Genomic DNA, 17,516 nt, shown 5'->3' on the forward strand with positions numbered 1-17,516 from the left:
AATATTGCGGCTCTTTTTTTGTTTGTATACAACAAGGGTGATGCCGAGGAAAAATAAAAATTTCATTTACCGTATTTAAAATAAATTTTAAAACTTAAAAAAAGAATTTTATAGTCCAAAACCAGTAGGGAAAGGGACTACCATGTCGCAATTCAAAAACAAGTGTAACTTACGTATGAACAATATTTAATCGAAAAAAATCGAGAGAAAGCAATTTGTACTAGCGCCCCTGCTGATGATACGGATTATGAAAAAATCAAATGGTATAACGATACGAAAACATCTTTTGCTAACAAAGAATTGGACGATTTGGTGAAAGAAATTCGTAACATATTCAAACGGTATTGGAATGTTATGCTGCAGCAAAAAGAGAACGGAACTTATTATGTTTACTATTTCTGCAGAACACTTTAGTTGAAAGAAAAGGTATTGAAGCGAGAGAGTATTTTCATTACACATTCCGCAATTATCGAAATGCAACAAGAGAAGTTTATAAATGATTTAACTCATTTTGGTAGATGAAAAAAATAAGGGCGTGTGAAGATTGAGATTTCTTATTTACAAATTTAAATTAACAACCATTTTCGAACATTGGCCGAACGAGAAAATTATTGTTGCTAAAACGGAAAGTAAAGCAAGTTTTCTGTATTGGCAGCAGTTCAGAACAAAATTTATAACAATGTCGATGGCGGAATTTATGAAGTATGTAAAGTGCGAGAATGAAGGTGTTTTTGATATCAAGCGCATGTACAGTGCAGAGCAGGCTTTCAAGAAAATGCAAAATTATCGCAACCTCCATTTCGCTTACATGGGTATGCGAGTAATACGATCGCTGGGAACTGGAAAACTCATTTGTTCGTTTTGTTCGAGGGAGAAATTGAAAAGCACAACTGTCATCATTTTTGGGGAATTGCTTATTACAATGATGAGGGCAATGTGGTTCGAAGCTACCAGAAGGGGGAATATGCGGTATAAGAAAAAAGGACTAGCAGTCATATCTGCTGTCCTTTAATAGGAGAAAAATTATTCTGGATTAGAACTACGAATAACCAGAAAACGCGCTTTAAATCAGTGTTGTCAAAGATGTAATAATCTATGCAACAAAAAGCTTAGTCGGAATTCAAAACACCAAAATGGCTTGCATTGGTAACAGGCTCAAAACTAGTATATGTAAAATGAAAAATCTCATACATAAAGCAGACAACAATTTTGGTTGTCTGCCAGCGAGTAGAATGAGTTAGCAAATTGTGATAAATTACATTCCCATTACGAGAAGAGTGAAGATGCTAATTCAAAAAGTTTATTATTATTTTTAATATTTAAAAAACGTACAGTAAAAGCAAATAAGTTAAGAACCTACCTGCTTTTACTGTAACAAAAGAAAGAAGTATTAGCCGTGGATACGGCGGCTTGAAAATAGTATGTATTATTATTTGAAAAATATTCAAGGGGTGAAGAAACATGGAATGTTTGATAAATGGTTTCTATGAAATTAATCAGCTAATTATAAAACAAAAGAGAAAAACAATGAGTAAATATAACAATAAAAAGGTTGAGCTAGATGGTTGTATCTTTGATTCAGAAGCCCAGTCTAAATATTATGAGTTGTTAAAAGAAAAGCAAGGTGCAGGTGAAATACAGGCAATCGAATTGCAACCATGGTTTGTTCTGCATACAGGTTTTAAAAAGAATGGAAAACGATTTGATGCAATTACATATAAAGCAGACTTCATGATCTATTTGCCAAACGGTGATGTGGAAGTCATTGATGTGAAAGGTGTATTAAATGAAGAAGCCCTAGGATTAGGGGAGGCTAAGGCTTCAAGTTATGGTATATCTCGCACGACATTATAAAAAGAAAAGAACGTACCGAAGATAACAAATGAATGTTTCATAAATGTATCAAAAAGTGAACAAAATAGTTATTTTAAAGCTAAAGAGTGCTTAAGAAAAGCGCTCTGCACAAAGATGTATATTGAAAGAGAAAACATGACATAATATGCATGCTGTTTTAGAGTGGTGTGTGTTTAAAGCTTGATTTTCATAAAAAATAAAGCACACATATAAGTGTGCTCTTATGAACGCTTTAGATTTGTATGACTAGATAGTCACCATACAATAAAATATGCTTGTTTGATATAAATGTGTGTTAAATCTATAACATATATTTTGGTGTGTATAAGAAACATTAAATATTAATTAGCCAAACATATTGTTTTTATTAACGAATTTGTGCAACTGTTAACGCTGCAGAACGAATATCTACTGTACCAATTACTTCAACGGGTACAATTTGAATTAAATCACCAGGGTTTAAGTTAATTAGAATGACACCACTGGATACATCGACTTCACCAGTTCCGATAATATTAGAACGGACTGCCGTTCCAGATCCTGCAATAATATTAGTTGATGAGTTTAGTGTCAAGAAAAAGCGCGCTGCTTCCGGGGTTACTGGAACGTTATCAAGACTGATTGTTAATGTATAACTGATTTGATAAATACCAGCTACTTGAATTCTAATACCAGTTCCAGTACTAATTGTATCATTGATTACAGGAACAGTAATATTAGGATTTGGGCCCGTACTAGGTAGTAGTAGTGGCGTAAATAGTGTTGCAAATTGAGGTGAAGTAGCATTGAAAGCAAAACCGAGAGCTGGTAGTGTACTAGGGGCTTGTGCTCCACAATTAAAGTTTGTGAACTTATGACTAGATGAGCGCATATTTTCACTCCTTTCTTTCATTTAGATTGCGTGAGTAATAACCTTACGTTTTGGACAAGCATAAGACAATATATGAAAATTTATAGTGAATAGTGCAGAGGTGGTCCTGTTATGGTTAAAACTATAAATAATCTTAAATATTATATAAAAAAGGCAGTTAGTCGATAAAACTAACTGCCTTTTTTACAAAGAAAACACTGCGCTTACAGAAATAGTTTGTAACCTAAAGTTGAAAAAATAGTATGAAGAGGTTTAAAAATGTTAATCAGAAATGAAAGAAAACATAATAAAAAAGAGCACGCATATAGGCATGCTCTTTAACAAGAAAGGTCGATTTCTATAAGTGGATTGCCTTCATACAATAATATATGCTTGTTCAGTTAAAAGGTGAAAAATTTTAACAAAATAGTTATTTAAATAAAAAAGTAGTAGATAATCTGGAGAAGGGATTAAATAAATAGTAATTATCGTAGGCGCTGCCATGAACTTGGTTAGCGTTTTTTGTTATTAAGGAAAGATAGCGAGAAAATAAAAAAGAGAGCTAATGCCCTCTTTTTTATTGGTACGGTAATTAATCACAGATTGGTATTCCAAGCACTCTTAAAGCTAATGCTACTTGAAGAGAAATCTCTAATCTAGCAATTTCGATACCAGCTACTGAAAGAACTAAAAAAGGTTGTCCGTTTACAAACACAACGCAACTATCCATGGTTACGCCTCCTTTCTAACAATCTACTATAGTATATGAAGGAAACGTTAATATGTAATAGTTGAACTGATGGATTTAATAGAATTAATAGATTAACCTATTTAAACAAAACAAACGAACACAATGAACGAAAAAACAGCGATGTATGAGATTTGTATTTTATTGCATTTAATTTTAAGTAAAATGTGAAACTTTTCAAAAATAGATATTTTTACGAAGAATAAATTATGTGGATTTAATTAAAAACTCATTGAAATCTGGTGGTTATTTCGGATTAACATGTTTTGCAGCAGGCGATTTAGATGAGCGAAATGGATCAGAAATAACTGATTGGGATGTATATAAAGGATGGAGTCTACAAGGTGGTCTTGCATATTCTGAAGAAAAATTAAAAAAGATATTTAAAGAATTTGAAGTGATTGAAATTAGAAAAATGAAACAAATTGAACAACCAAATACTATGTTTGGTGAATCATTTCTTTGGACAGCATTATTTAAGAAGAAATAAGAAAGTAGATAATTGACAAACTCTTCGTTTTTATAGACAATATATTTATAAGAATATACGTTCGGTTTTGTTGACCGATGTATATTTTGCATAAATACATAGCAAGGGGCTGGCTCTATATGAGTAACACAAATCAAAAAATTACTACGTTTTTAATGTTTGAGGGAAAAGCTGAGGAGGCGATGAATTTTTACACGTCGCTATTCGATCAATCAGAAATTGTAAATATCTCTCGCTACGATGAAAACGGACCAGGTAAAGAGGGTTCTGTCATTCATGCAACTTTTACGTTAAATGGGCAAGAATTCATGTGCATTGATAGTTATGTAAAGCATGGTTTTACATTTACACCATCTATGTCTCTTTATGTAAATTGTGAGACAGAAGAAGAAATTGAAGCGGTCTTTCATAAGTTAGCGCAGGATGGAACTGTACTAATGCCTTTAGGTTCTTATCCATTTAGTAAAAAATTTGGCTGGTTAAATGATAAGTATGGAGTGTCTTGGCAGTTAACTCTTGCGGAATAAAAAAATGTAATTTATTTGTTTAATGGGTTTAGTTCAGAGGGTGAAAATTTAAATAATATACAAAAAGGTGTTCCAACCGTCAACAGGTTTGGAATGCCTTTTTATATGTAATTGATTTGCTTAAATGAATTTATATTTTTTCTATTTAGAATATTTTATTTTTCTTACTACTCTTTATCTGTTAATATAAATATAGAAAAATATGTATTAATTATTGGTTAGGTTAGTAGAAAAAGGAAAGCATAAATAGTAAATGATCTTACACTTAAAATGTAACAAGATAGCTAGGGGGAATAGTTATAATGGATACAACTCAACAAAACAGTAATGCATGGGATAAAAAGGTTGAAGAAGGTTCTAGATATACGCAACCTGTAAGTAGCGAGGTTATTGAAAGAAGTAAATCAGGTGAATGGGAAATCACAGTTACCACAGAAAAATCAGTTCCTAGAGATTGGTTTCCAAAGTCATTAGAAGGATTAAAAATACTCTGCTTAGCATCAGGTGGAGGGCAACAAGCACCGGTTCTAGCTGCTGCTGGAGCAGATGTAACAGTTACTGATATATCAAGAAAGCAGTTAGAACAAGATAAAAAGGTAGCGGAACGGGATGGGTTAACTTTAAAAACAGTTCAAGGTGATATGTCAGACCTTAGTGATTTTGAAGGTGAATATTTTGATGTTGTCATAAATCCTGTTTCTAATTTGTTTGTAAAAGATGTTCATCTTGTATGGAATGAGGTGTCAAGGGTTCTAAAGAATAGAGGTATTCTTATTGCAGGATTTACAAATCCGTTACTATGGATTTTTGATGACAATCAAGAGCAAAAGGGTATACTTGATGTTAAACATTCTATACCTTCTTCAACACTAGATTACTTACCAGAGGATGAAGTTCAAGAGTATGTGAATTCTAATCAAACAATAGAATATGCACATACTCTTGAAGACCAAATTCAAGGTCAAATTGAAGCTGGTTTAGTTATAACTGGTTTTTATGAGGATGATTTTGGTGGAACTAGGATATTAGATAAGCATATTAAAACTTTTATTGCTACAAAAGCTATAAAGTTAAAGATGGATTAATAATTTTGGCTTGTACACAGGACGTTAGTTGAGGAATGGTCTTAAAAATAGGGGAAGTTCAATACACAAGGAAAAGGATGGCAAATGCCATCCTTTTCCTTGTGTATTTTGAGTATCAAAACAAGTTTTACAACGCTCAGCTGAATCTGTTATTATTTATAGCTGCGCTTTTTCTTATTAAGAATTTTGCTGGCCGAATCTTTTCCCAAGTTTAGCTAACAATTCAGGCAGATCCCCTTGGCTCATTACAACTTCAACAAAGGTAAGTTGATTCTTATCAATACTTATTTTAGTTAAGACTTCTTCTAACTCTGTTTCATTTTCTACTTTAAATGTTTGGCTTTTTTCTTCTGTTCCGAATACGTTCGCTAGTTTTGTGTAATCCCACATTTGTATGTCATTATACGGTTGGTTTTGTCCGTGAATTGCACGTTCCACAGTATATCCATTGTTATTGATTAAAAATATAATCGGTTTTAAATTTTGCCGTAGTATAGTCGATAATTCTTGGACAGTTAATTGGAAAGAACCATCACCAATAATTAAAATGTTCCGCCTCGATAAATCAGCAAGCTGTGTACCAAGTAGAGCAGGTAATGTATAACCGATTGATCCCCATAATGGTTGCGCTACATATGTAGTGTTGTTTGGTAAAGGGATAGCGGCACTGCCAAAGAAAGGTGTTCCTTGCTCTGCAATTAAAACATCGTTTTTTTGTAGAAAATGGTATATTTGTTGCCAAAAACGTTTTTGTGTAACCATTTGTGCTTTTGGATTAAACTCTTCAGTAATAAATAGTGATTCTGAAATAAAGGGGTTAATTTCAAGCATTTCCTCATTTCGATGATCGATTAAATCACTTAACTGTTGTAAAACATCTTTCATTACAACTGGTCCATATTTTTTATCTATAATTTTTACAGTATAGGGATGGATTTCTATTACTTGCTCTTTCGTAAAACCTTGTGTAAAGCCGCCAGTAATAGTATCAGTTAATTTCACACCAATACTAATAATACAGTCAGATTCATCAATTCTTTTTCGTAAGTATGGAGAACTAACATCACCAGTATAAATTCCTATAAATTGAGGGTGTTTTTCAGGGAATATTCCTTTCCCCATACTTAACGTTGCGATAGGAAACCCTGTTTTTTCTACGAGTTGATATAAATATTCTTTAGCGTGAAATCGATCTACTTCAAAATCCGCTAAAATTACAGGTTTTTTAGCACTATTAATTTTTGAAGTTGCATGGAAAAGCATTTTATCCAGCGTTTCTTTATTACTTAAAATCGGTTTATGTAAAATTGGTTTCGTAGGTTTATTAATTGGTTTATTATACACATCAATCGGCAAATTAATATGAACTGGGCGTTTCTCGCGCCAACATGCGCGTAACACGCGATCGATTTCCACAGCTGCATGTTCAGGGGTTAAATTTGTTTGTGCTACAGTAATTTCTCGATACATATTGGAAAAGTGATCAAACTTTCCATCGCCTAAAGTATGATGAACAAGCTCTCCATTTTCCATTACTGTTGTTGGTGGTGTCCCCGTGACTTTTATAACTGGTACGTTTTCGGCATATGAGCCAGCAACTCCGTTTAGAGCGCTTAATTCTCCAACGCCAAAGGTGGTAATAAGAGCTGCAATTCCTTTTATGCGAGCGTATCCATCTGCAGCATATGCCGCGTTTAATTCATTACAATTGCCAATCCACTTTAAATTTTCATGTGCCATTACATCATCTAAAAAGGCAAGATTATAATCACCAGGAACACCAAATATATGCTCGATTCCTAATTCACGTAGTCGATCTAATAAATATGTACTTACGGTATACTGCGTGTTCAAGTGAATCATCTCCTAATTGTGCAACGAATATTTCAATAAACTAAAGAAGTTCCAATACGTTCATTAAAATATAGATTACTGGATTGTGGTATAATTTACATACAGGGGGAAAGTAGATGACACAACATAAAGAAGAAAAGATGAATGAAGCATTAGCATTATTTTACTTTGCATATAAAACATTTACTGAAAAGCCAGATGAAATTATAAAAGAGTATGGCATACAACGAGTCCATCATCGAATTTTATTTTTTATCGCACGCTTTCCAGGGATAAGTGTAAATGAGTTATTATCACTGCTAGAAATAAGTAAACAAGCTCTACACGGACCACTACGACAACTTGTGGAAAAGGGTTTAATTGAGAGTAATGAAGCTACACATGACCGTCGTGTAAAACAGTTATCATTAACAGAAAAAGGTGCCGATTTAGAGAAAAAACTGAGCGATGTACAAAGAGAACAAATGAGTGCCATTTTTTCGAAATTTGGTGAATCGTGTGAAGAAAATTGGCATCAAGTTATGAATGAAATGGCAAATAGTCGATTAGGTTTTGATGCTTGGATATCGAAACAGGAAGTTGAAATAAATCAAAAATAATACAAAATATCTCTGTTTTATAGTTTGAAAAAGAACAAATTTTATCCATACATTTGGCAACTATGGATTGGTCATAGAGTGAATGGATAAAAAGATACATTACTAGTTACTTTATACGTGTACGCAATGGAACAATAAAATTCACATTTCCGAGAGGGGAATTATTATGATAAAACTTGTACTTATTCGTCACGGACAGAGTTTATGGAATCTTGAAAATCGTTTTACTGGTTGGACAGATGTAGATTTATCAGAGAATGGATTAAGTGAGGCAAGAGAAGCAGGAGCAATATTAAAGAAAAACGGATATACTTTTGATGTTGCTTATACATCTGTATTAAAACGAGCAATCCGGACGTTATGGATTGTACTTCATGAGATGGATCTTGCCTGGGTTCCAGTACATAAATCTTGGAAGCTAAATGAAAGACATTACGGTGCATTGCAAGGGTTGAATAAAGATGAAACTGCGAAAAAGTATGGTGAGGAGCAAGTTCATATTTGGAGAAGAAGTATTGATGTAAGACCACCTGCTCTTACTGAGGATGATCCTAGATATGAAATGAATGATCCAAAATATAAAGCACTTAAAAAAGGTGAGTTTCCATTGACTGAATGTTTAGTGGATACGGAGAAAAGAGTACTTGATTATTGGCATTCAGAAATTGCGCCTTCATTAAAAAGTGGTGAAAAGGTAATTATTTCATCACACGGTAATACGATTCGTTCGCTAGTGAAATACTTAGATAACCTTTCAAGTGATGGTGTTGTTTCATTAAATATTCCAACGAGTATTCCGCTCGTCTATGAATTAGACGAAAATTTACGTCCGATTCGCCATTATTACTTAAGTATGGACGGAGAAGTACCTGAAGGGGAAATTCCGAAACATATTACTTTTTAACATGAACATTTGAAACGCATGCTTGTCTACATATACAATGTAGATTCAAGATAAAAGACGTGGCACCTTCTAATGTATATGCGATGTAGCTAAATTTAGAAGCTTGTCCACGTCTTTTGTCATAAAGAGGGTTGCTTGTGCATGTAATGATATCGTGAGTAGTTTTTGAATGGAGGGTGATGTCATTGTTAATCTCTAACATTCGAATCGGCTTATTTATTTTAGCAATCATTTTTCTAGTACTTGTTTTCTTTTATTGGAAAAACGAAGAGTTGTACGAGGAGAAGAAGCAACGTATTAGAAAGACTTGGTATGGGTTATTTATAATATCAGTCACCGTGTATTTCATGATAAAAGGAATTGATTTAACCCTCTGGAAAAATCTTTTAATGTTTACTGCAATGGTTATTTTTGTTGATATCGCATTTATTTTAACACCAAATATTTCAGAAATATGGGGAGCGAAATTTAGCGATATCGGTAAGACTGTCCAATCGATAAAACGATCATTAATTGCTTCTAAAGCAAGAGGAGAAATTTACACAACAATTATTCAAAATGTCAATCCAGCAGTATTCGGTACGATGGAATGGCATACGGAAGAGGAATATACAAAGAGCTTAAACGTGTTTTTAGATTCATATGGGGAAAAGATTGGGGCGAAAATAGTTGTATTTGAAGCGGCAAAGGAATTAAATACAAACTTTCGTGGTATTCGCTCTCAATTTAGTGTTATCGTTCCGTTTGAACACATCGAGCAATTGAATGAGCAGAAAGCAGTGCAAGTAGAGAATGTCGGAATTATACCAGCAAAAATAGTGAGTGATGTTTTCATTGTTATTGACGGGAAGAAAAATAATCTTCAAGATCGAGATTTTGAAAATGTATATAATTTAACAATACATCATAGTTATTTTAGTAAATAAGGACAGGATTTATTTTCTGTCCTTTTCACTTATACATAAAGGTAAAGCAAATTTAGACAAACTTGTATAAAATCGGACAATCATTCCTACACTAGCACGTAGAGGTGATTGTAGTGAAAAAAGATTATGACAATGATTTTTTTAAAGAAGATAATGAAGATACGACAGATTTCTCGTTAATAAAAGGAGATACGATGCAGCAAGTAGAAGAATTAGAAGATGAATTAAAAAGAAAATGATACGTGTACACCCTGTCTGCATTTGCGATATAATATAAATAGAAGATTGTATCTTTTTGAAAAGGGGGAGAAGAGATGGCTGAAGTAAATGTACAAAAGTCTTCGTTTTTTAAAGAAAAAAAAGAAGAACCAAATACAGATTTCTCTCTTGTGAAAGGTGCATTAACGGAAAATATAAATCGCTTAGAGAAATTAATGAATAATAGTACTTCAAAATATATGAGAGCAAAAAAAACGAAAGAAAATGCATAGTGCATTTTCTTTCGTTTTTTTTATACGATTAAATATTTAACGAATGGATTTTAAGGTGTGAAATAGAAAGGGAAAGTAACGAATCATGCTATAATGATAAAAGACTTACATATTATTTTGTCATTTTGAGAGGAGCTTAAAAATGTATTCTACCTTAGAACAATTAACAAAGCACCCTGTATTTTATCATTTTGCAGAAATTTCAAAGATTCCTAGAGGATCAGGTAATGAAAAGGAAATTAGTGATTATTTAGTTGGCTTTGCAAAAGAGCGTAACTTAGAAGTGATTCAAGATGCAGCAATGAATGTCATTATTAAAAAAGACGCAACTGCTGGCTATGAAAATGTACCAGCTATTATCATTCAAGGTCATATGGATATGGTATGTGAAAAAAACCAAGCAACCGTACATGATTTTGAAAAAGATCCAATTGAATTACGAATTATTGGGGATATGTTATATGCAAATCAAACAACGTTAGGTGCTGATAACGGTATTGCTGTTGCATATGCAATGGCATTATTAGATTCAAAAGATATTCCGCATCCAGCACTTGAAGTAGTTATTACTACTGAAGAAGAAACGACAATGGGCGGGGCATTCGCTGTTGATCCAAATCATTTTGAAGGAAAAATCTTTATTAATATTGATTCTGAAGAAGATCATAAATTACTTGTAAGTAGCGCAGGTGGTGCGAAAGCTGTTGAAACAATTTCAGTGATTTGGGATGAAGCACCAGCGAATATAGATGCATACCGTCTATATGTTGGTGGTTTAAAAGGCGGACATTCTGGTATGGAAATTGATAAACAACGCGGTAATGCGAACAAAGTATTAGGACGAGTATTACATGATTTATCAGCAAATACGGAGTTTAATATAAGTGAAGTTCACGGCGGATTAAAAACGAATGCAATTCCGCGTGAAAGTGTAGCTACAATTGTATTACGTACAGAAGATGTAGAGAAAGTAGAAGAAAAACTAGAATCTTGGACAAGAGTATTACAAGATGAAATGCGTGCTGTTGATCCAGATGTTCATGTTACACTTACAAAATTGGATGAGAAAGTAGAAAAAGTATTTGCTAAAGAGACACAAAAACAACTTATTTCATCATTATTCTTAATTCCAAATGGCATTCAAAGTATGAGCATGGATATTAAAGGCCTAGTAGAAAGTTCAACAAATTTAGGCGTTATTGAAACGTTGCAGGATGAAATTAAATTACGTAACGAAGTGAGAAGTTCTGTCAGTAGTTTAAAACAACATGTTGCAGATGAAATTAAATGTGTTGCCGAATTAGTTGGTGCAACATTTGAAATAGAGTCAGAGTATCCAGAATGGCCATACAATCCGAATTCACAAATTCGTAATCTGTTTGAAAAAGTGCATCAAGAAAAATACAACAAGGATGCTGAAATCTTCGCTGTACATGCAGGTATTGAATGTAGTGCATTCGTTCAAAAGATGCCTGACTTAGATGCGATTGCATTTGGTCCAGACATTTTTAACGTTCATACACCAGATGAACATATTAGTATTTCTTCTGTTGTGAATAATTGGGGATTCTTCGTTGATGTAATGAAGGGTACGAAAGAATTAGCTAAATAATATGGATGAAATGAAAAGTAGCCTATAAAACTTTATAGGCTACTTTTTTGTATTGATCTTTATTATGAGTTTTTTAGTTGATAGTTTTATTCTTATTTCTAGAGGATATTGTACCAAAGATTGCTCCTGATATTGCTCCGATTAAAGTCATAAAAATTGCACTCCATGCTGCAAATGACATTATTACACCTCCAAATAATAAATTATTGTTTCTTAGCCTTTTGAATAGAAATGATAATTGCAACAACTATTAAGAAAATAAGAGGAGACCAAGAAAAGAAAGACATGTAGCATTCACCCTTCAATATTTATGTAAGATATTTATATAAGCTAATTATCACATGTTTTTAAATCGAACATGTGGAATATGCAATATTGCATATTGAATTGTAGAACTTAAAGAAGTGGAAACAGTTATTGAATAAAAATGATAATTTATAAAGAAAGTAAGGATTTTTTCTAACCTTAAAAAGGGCAAACAATCAAAAAACTCCTCTATCTTATATAAGGTAGAGGAGTTTTTAAAATGGTTTTTGTTTAAGAAAATAGTATCCAATATTTATTTACTGGTGAGATAAACATAAATTATTTTGAGATTTTAAAGCTGCCCCCATAATAATAATTTTCTCCAAGTTTCATAACGGCTACATATGTTCCTGGATTATAAACTTTAGTAATAGGTGTTACAAATCTACCATAATTATGTTTTAGACCTGAGTCATAAATCGTTTTATACCTATGCAAGTTTATTTCATCATTTTCATTTCCACTCAATTGATATATTTTTACAATACCAGTATCCTTACCACCAGTATATATAGTAACATCGAATGTATCTCCATGCTTTAAGTCACCAACTGCTAACTCTTCTATAAAATCTGCATTATGATGTAATAAAAAATAGTTTTGCCACCTCCAAGTATCTGAAAATCGTGATTCATTTTGTGTTAGTTGCGATTCAGCAGACACAGGTGCGAGTGTACTAATTGTACTCGAAAATAAAAATCCTCCAACCGTCAATGCGCCAATAATTGTTGATTGCCTTAAAAGTTTCATCTTCTCAACCTCCTAATTAATAAAGGATTCAGAAATCATTTTGTGAAAAACTAGCTGTGAAATCTAATGGATGACAATACCTTCTATAATCATATTAACATTTATTGATTTATCAGATAAATCAATAGATAATAAAATTATATAGAGGGAGTTATGGCTAATATAAGAAAGAAGTTAGAGATATAGCTAATAAATCTTTATTATATGTAATTGGGATTTGTTATTTGAAAACTCGATTGTTTTAATGTTGAAATTTCAATTCACTTTAGTACATAATTTTACAATTTGACTTATGTAATTTATCACGTTATGATTTTTTTATTATAAAAGAAAGGCTTGAAGATAATGATTCGTCGTTTGAGAAAGCTAAAAAATGTAGCAGTCGTAGTAAGCTTCTAAGTAAATTGCAAAAATCTACAATACTTAGAAGCGAGGAATAAAGTTATGAAGCATCCATTATTTAATCATTGGTCAGAAACGAAGTATTTAAAAGATATAGTAACAAATCCACTCATTGAGGTAGGAGAGTACTCCTATTACTCAGGGTATTATGGTCATCAAAATTTTGAAGATGGCTGTGTAAGGTATTTGTGGGGGGATGCTAAGTCCCGAGCACTTTTCAATCCAATTGAACAGATGGGATGGCATCTTGATAAACTCATAATTGGGAATTATGTTTGTATTGCCAGTGGAGTAGTCATATTAATGGGTGGTAATCATCACTCAGAATGGATTACAGTATATCCATTCGCTGAACAAATTGAACATTCATATGAACCGAAGGGTGATACAGTCATTAAAAGTGATGCTTGGATTGGAATGAATGCTATTATAATGCCTGGCGTTACAATCGGTGAAGGTGCAATCGTTGCAGCAGGATCTGTCGTAAGTAAAGATGTTCCGCCGTATACAATAGTTGGTGGAAATCCTGCTAAGGAAATAAAGAAACGGTTCACTGATGCAGAAATGAATATGCTAATGGAAATGCGTTGGTTTGATTGGGATAGAGAATTGATTGAGAGGGCAATTCCTCTGTTATCTAGTCCATCCGTTGAACCATTATTTGCTTTTTATAAAAATGAAGTGAAAAATAAATAAATCAGTTAGAAAAACTACATCCTATAAAGGGTGTAGTTTTTTATTACAAAAAAATAATAGTTTAGACTAAAGAAAATTCATCTATGGTATGAGTCTAGCAAATAACTGAATTGAATAATTAAAATCCTTGATAGCTAATAAACGAATGTTGGGCCACAAGTGTGTCTCGATATTTAATTGGGATACACTGGTTTTATTTTTTGTAAATGTGGAACAAATGTATTACTTATATTGTCTATTAAGTGTAATCCTAAAAAATATGAAAGTACCAATCATTTTGAAAAATACATAGGTATTAAAAAGAGGGATATGTGTGGGAATACCAAGTGTCAGTGTGCCTAAAAGGATGGGATGAGATGTTTTATATGAAAGTCGTCCTAATGTCTTATATGTATATAGAATTTGATAATGCTGTCTATTTTTTGAAGGATTATGTTAAAACAACGTTTTTTTGAGTACAAAGATATTGGAGGTAACAGAAGTGAGAGGTATGTTTTGCAAGAGAATTATTGTAATAGTAACAGTGCTTACACTATTATGTAGCATGGTCGTTACATCTGGAAGAGCAACAGCGGAAACAGTTTCTGCTATAGATGTAGAAGCAGGATCAGCAATTTTAGTAGAAGCAAATTCCGGGAAAATTTTATATGAAAAAAATGCAGATGAATCATTAGCAATTGCTAGTATGACAAAAATGATGAGTGAATATTTAGTTCATGAAGCGGTGGAGAAAGGAAAACTTAAATGGGATCAAAAAGTTAAAATCTCTGAATATGCATATAAGATTTCGCAAGATCGCTCATTATCAAACGTTCCATTAGAAAATGGTGGCTCTTATACGGTCAAAGAGTTATATGAGGCAATGGCAATTTATTCTGCAAACGGTGCCACAATTGCTTTAGCTGAAGAGATTGCTGGAAAAGAAGTCAATTTCGTGAAAATGATGAATGATAAGTCAAAAGAGTTTGGAATGAAAAATTATAAATTTGTAAACTCTACAGGTTTAACAAACTATGATTTAAAAGGGCATCATCCAGAAGGGACAACTCCAGACGAGAAAAATAAAATGTCTGCAAGAGATTGTGCGATTTTAGCACAACGTCTCATTCTAGATTTTTCGAAAATATTAGATACAGCAAAAATCCCCAAAAAAACATTCCAAAAAGGTGGCAAGTATCCAATTGATATGGTGAATTTTAACATGATGTTAAAAGGTTTAATTAATCAATACGAAGGTGTAGATGGATTGAAAACAGGAACTACTCCAGAAGCTGGTGATTGCTTCACTGGTACAGTAGAAAGAAACGGTATGCGTCTAATCTCTGTAGTAATAAAAGCAAACTCTCATACAGCACGTTTTGATGAAACGAAGAAATTATATGATTATGGATTTGCAAATTTCGAAGTGAAGAAGGCCTATGGAAAAGACTCAGTAGTAAAAGGGCATGAAACAGTGCGAGTAGCAAATGCGAAAGACAAAGATGTAGTTGTTCAAACGAAGCAAGCTGTTTCACTTCCGATACCAAAGAACAACAAAGACGTATATAAAAAAGAATTTAAAGTATTGAATGAAGAACAAGAAGCACCTATTAAAAAAGGTGTAACAATAAGTAAAATGATTATCTCGCCTAAAGATAGTACAGATCCGGGGTTCTTATTAGGTAAATCATTACAAGTAGACCTTGTAACAAAATCTGATATAGAACAAGCAAATTGGTTTACACGTTTTATGCGTAACATCGGATCTTTTTTTAGCGGTATGTGGAATAGTGCGGTTGATATAGTAAAGAGCTAAGTTTATAGGATATAACTAAATATTAATCTAAAAAAAGAGTTTCGAAGTTTTATAAATTCTTATGTAGATAGTTTGGAATGGAAGATGGTATTAATTTTCAAATTGAATCCTTCGGAACTTTTCTTATTGTAATCAAGTTAAACTAAATTTGTATCTATAAAAACAAAAAACGCTATTCTTTTTGTAGAAATATACAGAAAGTATGGCGTTTATTATGTATTTTTTGATTCAAAGCATTCTAGTACAAAGTTAGTTTAATAAAGTTACATGAAGAAAAAACATCCATTTTTTCATCAAATGACAATAAAAAATTAATATCCGGTACTTATTTCTGTAATTAGATTTTATAAAAACTTAATAAAATCTTTTCTTTGTATTAAATATTTTGTTTTAAATTATTTATATAAGGAAATGGAGACCAGAAAACAGATGCATAGATTGACTTTGAACTGTTAATATCTGGGATCTAGATAGACATTATGTACAATTCTCCCACTACACTAGTATAGTGGCCTTTATGAACAGCAAAATCTACAATTTACAAGGAGAATATTTTATGAGTAAGAGAATAAAAGAATTAGATTCCATACGAGGGTTAGCAGCACTTACTGTGGTATTTGGACATTTTTGTTTAATGCTACCATCGTTGCCTAATTCTATTAAATTTTCCCCGCTTAGGTTTTTATGGGCGGGTGGGGAAGCTGTTATCGTTTTTTATGTACTGAGGGTGTTGCAAAACTAAAATAAATATGCAATGTTATGAATCAGAAAAACTAGCTGAACATGTAATAAATAGCGATTTTGACCATACCAACGTGGCTGTTCCAGCCCTTTATCTTTGAGATGACCAAACTGTTGTTCAATTTTCCCACGCTCTTTCATCAACTGTTTGCCAAAGATGGTTTGTGCAAAATGAGATAATACACGGCGATGTGTACTTTTGCTTTGTTCGCCATTACGTGGGTTAATTGGATTCACCGCAAAAATATCACATGTTTTTGCAATTTCATAAATGCGCTGACTATCATAAGCAGCATCTGCAATGGAAAATAACACATTTTGATTTTGTATATCTTGAAGCAATACAGGAGCCATTTTGCTATCATGTACGTTCGCTGTTGTAAATGCATACGACAATACAACACCTTCTGGTGTAGAACAGACATGAGCTTTATATCCCTTATACCAACCATAACGAGTAGATTTCCCCCATTTTGCTTGGGAATCATATAAACTACTCCGTAAGGCAGTGCTATCAATTAAAACACACGGAATTAATCCTAAATTCATTTCTTCAAGAGTTTGTTTATGAATCAACGGAATACCTTCATTGCGAAACCAAGTTCCTACACGTGAGAAAGTGGATATATGAGGAACAAAGGAAAGACCACAAGATACACGAAATGAAGGATATTGATGCAAAAAGCGAGTTAACTTACGTAATGAATTGATTTGGAATACCGTTTTCACAAAAAAACATTTGAGTAAAGCTTTTCTACAGATAGGTGGGCGGCCTGTAATAGGCGGAACGCCTCCAATGGTTAAACTGTCTACGTAGGCAAATAAAATGTGTAAAATGGATTGATTGTGATCAAAATTGGTTATCATACTAGTAAATCCGTCCTTT

At 32.8% G+C, this 17,516-nt stretch carries 17 protein-coding genes and 2 pseudogenes; 14 read left to right on the forward strand and 5 right to left on the reverse strand.

The genetic code is table 11. The features are described 5' to 3' along the window. Positions 1 to 544: 544 nt before the first annotated feature. Both QCI41_RS02330 and QCI41_RS02335 read left to right on the forward strand, forming a co-directional pair. Positions 545 to 1,012 (forward strand): hypothetical protein, encoded by a 468-nt coding sequence (locus QCI41_RS02330; protein WP_353838489.1) that lies wholly within the window; start codon positions 545 to 547, stop codon positions 1,010 to 1,012. 449 nt (positions 1,013 to 1,461) lie between these two features. Then, the gene (locus QCI41_RS02335; RefSeq protein WP_353838488.1) at positions 1,462 to 1,854 is read left to right on the forward strand and encodes a DUF1064 domain-containing protein; all 393 of its coding nucleotides are present in this window, start codon (positions 1,462 to 1,464) and stop codon (positions 1,852 to 1,854) included. 367 nt (positions 1,855 to 2,221) lie between these two features. Here the strand turns inward: QCI41_RS02335 and exsF are convergent, their stop codons facing one another. After that, positions 2,222 to 2,725: an exosporium protein ExsF gene (gene exsF / locus QCI41_RS02340; RefSeq protein WP_353838487.1), complete on the reverse strand. Its 504-nt coding sequence runs from the start codon at positions 2,723 to 2,725 to the stop codon at positions 2,222 to 2,224. 571 nt (positions 2,726 to 3,296) lie between these two features. After that, a complete protein-coding gene (locus tag QCI41_RS02345) occupies positions 3,297 to 3,434 on the reverse strand; it encodes a DUF3956 domain-containing protein (RefSeq protein WP_000376554.1) in 138 nt (45 codons plus the stop codon). Positions 3,435 to 3,648: 214 nt separating this feature from the next. On the opposite strand from QCI41_RS02345, the pseudogene QCI41_RS02350 reads away from it, so the two are divergent. From QCI41_RS02350 to QCI41_RS02360, 3 genes and pseudogenes are all read left to right on the forward strand, one after another. After that, positions 3,649 to 3,942 (forward strand): annotated as a pseudogene (locus tag QCI41_RS02350) (SAM-dependent methyltransferase); the annotation flags it as partial. 119 nt (positions 3,943 to 4,061) lie between these two features. Further along, entirely contained in the window at positions 4,062 to 4,469 is a 408-nt protein-coding gene (locus QCI41_RS02355; protein ID WP_353838486.1) for a VOC family protein, read from the forward strand. 302 nt (positions 4,470 to 4,771) lie between these two features. Further along, positions 4,772 to 5,554 carry a class I SAM-dependent methyltransferase gene (locus QCI41_RS02360; protein ID WP_353838485.1) on the forward strand — a complete coding sequence of 261 codons (783 nt, stop codon included), beginning with the start codon at positions 4,772 to 4,774 and terminating at the stop codon, positions 5,552 to 5,554. Between the two features lie 177 nt (positions 5,555 to 5,731). Here QCI41_RS02360 and QCI41_RS02365 read toward each other — a convergent pair whose 3' ends face one another. Continuing rightward, positions 5,732 to 7,417, reverse strand: a complete 1,686-nt coding sequence (locus QCI41_RS02365; protein ID WP_353838484.1) for an alpha-keto acid decarboxylase family protein — start codon at positions 7,415 to 7,417, stop codon at positions 5,732 to 5,734. A 107-nt stretch (positions 7,418 to 7,524) separates the two neighbouring features. Here QCI41_RS02365 and QCI41_RS02370 point away from each other — a divergent pair, with 107 nt between their 5' ends. From QCI41_RS02370 to pepD, 6 genes are all read left to right on the forward strand, one after another. Continuing rightward, complete coding sequence (locus QCI41_RS02370; RefSeq protein WP_353838483.1) at positions 7,525 to 8,007, forward strand: MarR family winged helix-turn-helix transcriptional regulator; 483 nt, start codon at positions 7,525 to 7,527, stop codon at positions 8,005 to 8,007. A 166-nt stretch (positions 8,008 to 8,173) separates the two neighbouring features. Beyond that, entirely contained in the window at positions 8,174 to 8,911 is a 738-nt protein-coding gene (gene gpmA, locus QCI41_RS02375; protein ID WP_098276021.1) for a 2,3-diphosphoglycerate-dependent phosphoglycerate mutase, read from the forward strand. Positions 8,912 to 9,090: 179 nt separating this feature from the next. Then, positions 9,091 to 9,837 carry a type II toxin-antitoxin system SpoIISA family toxin gene (locus tag QCI41_RS02380; RefSeq protein WP_353838482.1) on the forward strand — a complete coding sequence of 249 codons (747 nt, stop codon included), beginning with the start codon at positions 9,091 to 9,093 and terminating at the stop codon, positions 9,835 to 9,837. Positions 9,838 to 9,950: 113 nt separating this feature from the next. Continuing rightward, positions 9,951 to 10,076: a D-alanyl-D-alanine carboxypeptidase gene (locus tag QCI41_RS02385; protein WP_353838481.1), complete on the forward strand. Its 126-nt coding sequence runs from the start codon at positions 9,951 to 9,953 to the stop codon at positions 10,074 to 10,076. Between the two features lie 75 nt (positions 10,077 to 10,151). Next, complete coding sequence (spoIISB, locus tag QCI41_RS02390; RefSeq protein ID WP_353838480.1) at positions 10,152 to 10,328, forward strand: stage II sporulation protein SB; 177 nt, start codon at positions 10,152 to 10,154, stop codon at positions 10,326 to 10,328. A 142-nt stretch (positions 10,329 to 10,470) separates the two neighbouring features. Then, entirely contained in the window at positions 10,471 to 11,940 is a 1,470-nt protein-coding gene (gene pepD / locus QCI41_RS02395; protein ID WP_353838478.1) for a beta-Ala-His dipeptidase, read from the forward strand. A 585-nt stretch (positions 11,941 to 12,525) separates the two neighbouring features. Here pepD and QCI41_RS02400 read toward each other — a convergent pair. After that, positions 12,526 to 12,996 carry a DUF5065 family protein gene (locus QCI41_RS02400; RefSeq protein ID WP_353838477.1) on the reverse strand — a complete coding sequence of 157 codons (471 nt, stop codon included), beginning with the start codon at positions 12,994 to 12,996 and terminating at the stop codon, positions 12,526 to 12,528. 444 nt (positions 12,997 to 13,440) lie between these two features. Here QCI41_RS02400 and QCI41_RS02405 point away from each other — a divergent pair, with 444 nt between their 5' ends. The 3 genes and pseudogenes from QCI41_RS02405 to QCI41_RS02415 all read left to right on the forward strand — a co-directional run. Next, complete coding sequence (locus QCI41_RS02405) at positions 13,441 to 14,094, forward strand: CatB-related O-acetyltransferase (protein WP_353838476.1); 654 nt, start codon at positions 13,441 to 13,443, stop codon at positions 14,092 to 14,094. Positions 14,095 to 14,575: 481 nt separating this feature from the next. Further along, on the forward strand, positions 14,576 to 15,889 hold the full coding sequence (locus tag QCI41_RS02410) for a D-alanyl-D-alanine carboxypeptidase family protein (RefSeq protein WP_353838475.1): 1,314 nt from the start codon (positions 14,576 to 14,578) through the stop codon (positions 15,887 to 15,889). Positions 15,890 to 16,406: 517 nt separating this feature from the next. Then, positions 16,407 to 16,613: pseudogene (locus QCI41_RS02415) on the forward strand (acyltransferase family protein); the annotation flags it as partial. A 14-nt stretch (positions 16,614 to 16,627) separates the two neighbouring features. On the opposite strand, the gene QCI41_RS02420 reads toward QCI41_RS02415, so the two are convergent. Beyond that, the gene (locus QCI41_RS02420) at positions 16,628 to 17,497 is read right to left on the reverse strand and encodes a transposase (RefSeq protein WP_353836336.1); all 870 of its coding nucleotides are present in this window, start codon (positions 17,495 to 17,497) and stop codon (positions 16,628 to 16,630) included. Between the last annotated feature and the right edge of the window lie 19 nt (positions 17,498 to 17,516).

This window comes from Bacillus cereus group sp. MG4, from assembly GCF_040460055.1.
In the GTDB taxonomy this organism is placed as follows: domain Bacteria; phylum Bacillota; class Bacilli; order Bacillales; family Bacillaceae_G; genus Bacillus_A; species Bacillus_A wiedmannii.

What these genes read in the sequence shown, in the direction of transcription:
- QCI41_RS02335 (WP_353838488.1), top strand. Translation starts at nt 1,462, where the DNA reads ATGGAATGTTTGATAAATGGTTTCTATGAAATTAATCAGCTAATTATA.
- exsF (WP_353838487.1), bottom strand. Translation starts at nt 2,725, where the DNA reads ATGCGCTCATCTAGTCATAAGTTCACAAACTTTAATTGTGGAGCACAA.
- QCI41_RS02345 (WP_000376554.1), bottom strand. Translation starts at nt 3,434, where the DNA reads ATGGATAGTTGCGTTGTGTTTGTAAACGGACAACCTTTTTTAGTTCTT.
- QCI41_RS02355 (WP_353838486.1), top strand. Translation starts at nt 4,062, where the DNA reads ATGAGTAACACAAATCAAAAAATTACTACGTTTTTAATGTTTGAGGGA.
- QCI41_RS02360 (WP_353838485.1), top strand. Translation starts at nt 4,772, where the DNA reads ATGGATACAACTCAACAAAACAGTAATGCATGGGATAAAAAGGTTGAA.
- QCI41_RS02365 (WP_353838484.1), bottom strand. Translation starts at nt 7,417, where the DNA reads ATGATTCACTTGAACACGCAGTATACCGTAAGTACATATTTATTAGAT.
- QCI41_RS02370 (WP_353838483.1), top strand. Translation starts at nt 7,525, where the DNA reads ATGACACAACATAAAGAAGAAAAGATGAATGAAGCATTAGCATTATTT.
- gpmA (WP_098276021.1), top strand. Translation starts at nt 8,174, where the DNA reads ATGATAAAACTTGTACTTATTCGTCACGGACAGAGTTTATGGAATCTT.
- QCI41_RS02380 (WP_353838482.1), top strand. Translation starts at nt 9,091, where the DNA reads ATGTCATTGTTAATCTCTAACATTCGAATCGGCTTATTTATTTTAGCA.
- spoIISB (WP_353838480.1), top strand. Translation starts at nt 10,152, where the DNA reads ATGGCTGAAGTAAATGTACAAAAGTCTTCGTTTTTTAAAGAAAAAAAA.
- pepD (WP_353838478.1), top strand. Translation starts at nt 10,471, where the DNA reads ATGTATTCTACCTTAGAACAATTAACAAAGCACCCTGTATTTTATCAT.
- QCI41_RS02400 (WP_353838477.1), bottom strand. Translation starts at nt 12,996, where the DNA reads ATGAAACTTTTAAGGCAATCAACAATTATTGGCGCATTGACGGTTGGA.
- QCI41_RS02405 (WP_353838476.1), top strand. Translation starts at nt 13,441, where the DNA reads ATGAAGCATCCATTATTTAATCATTGGTCAGAAACGAAGTATTTAAAA.
- QCI41_RS02420 (WP_353836336.1), bottom strand. Translation starts at nt 17,497, where the DNA reads ATGATAACCAATTTTGATCACAATCAATCCATTTTACACATTTTATTT.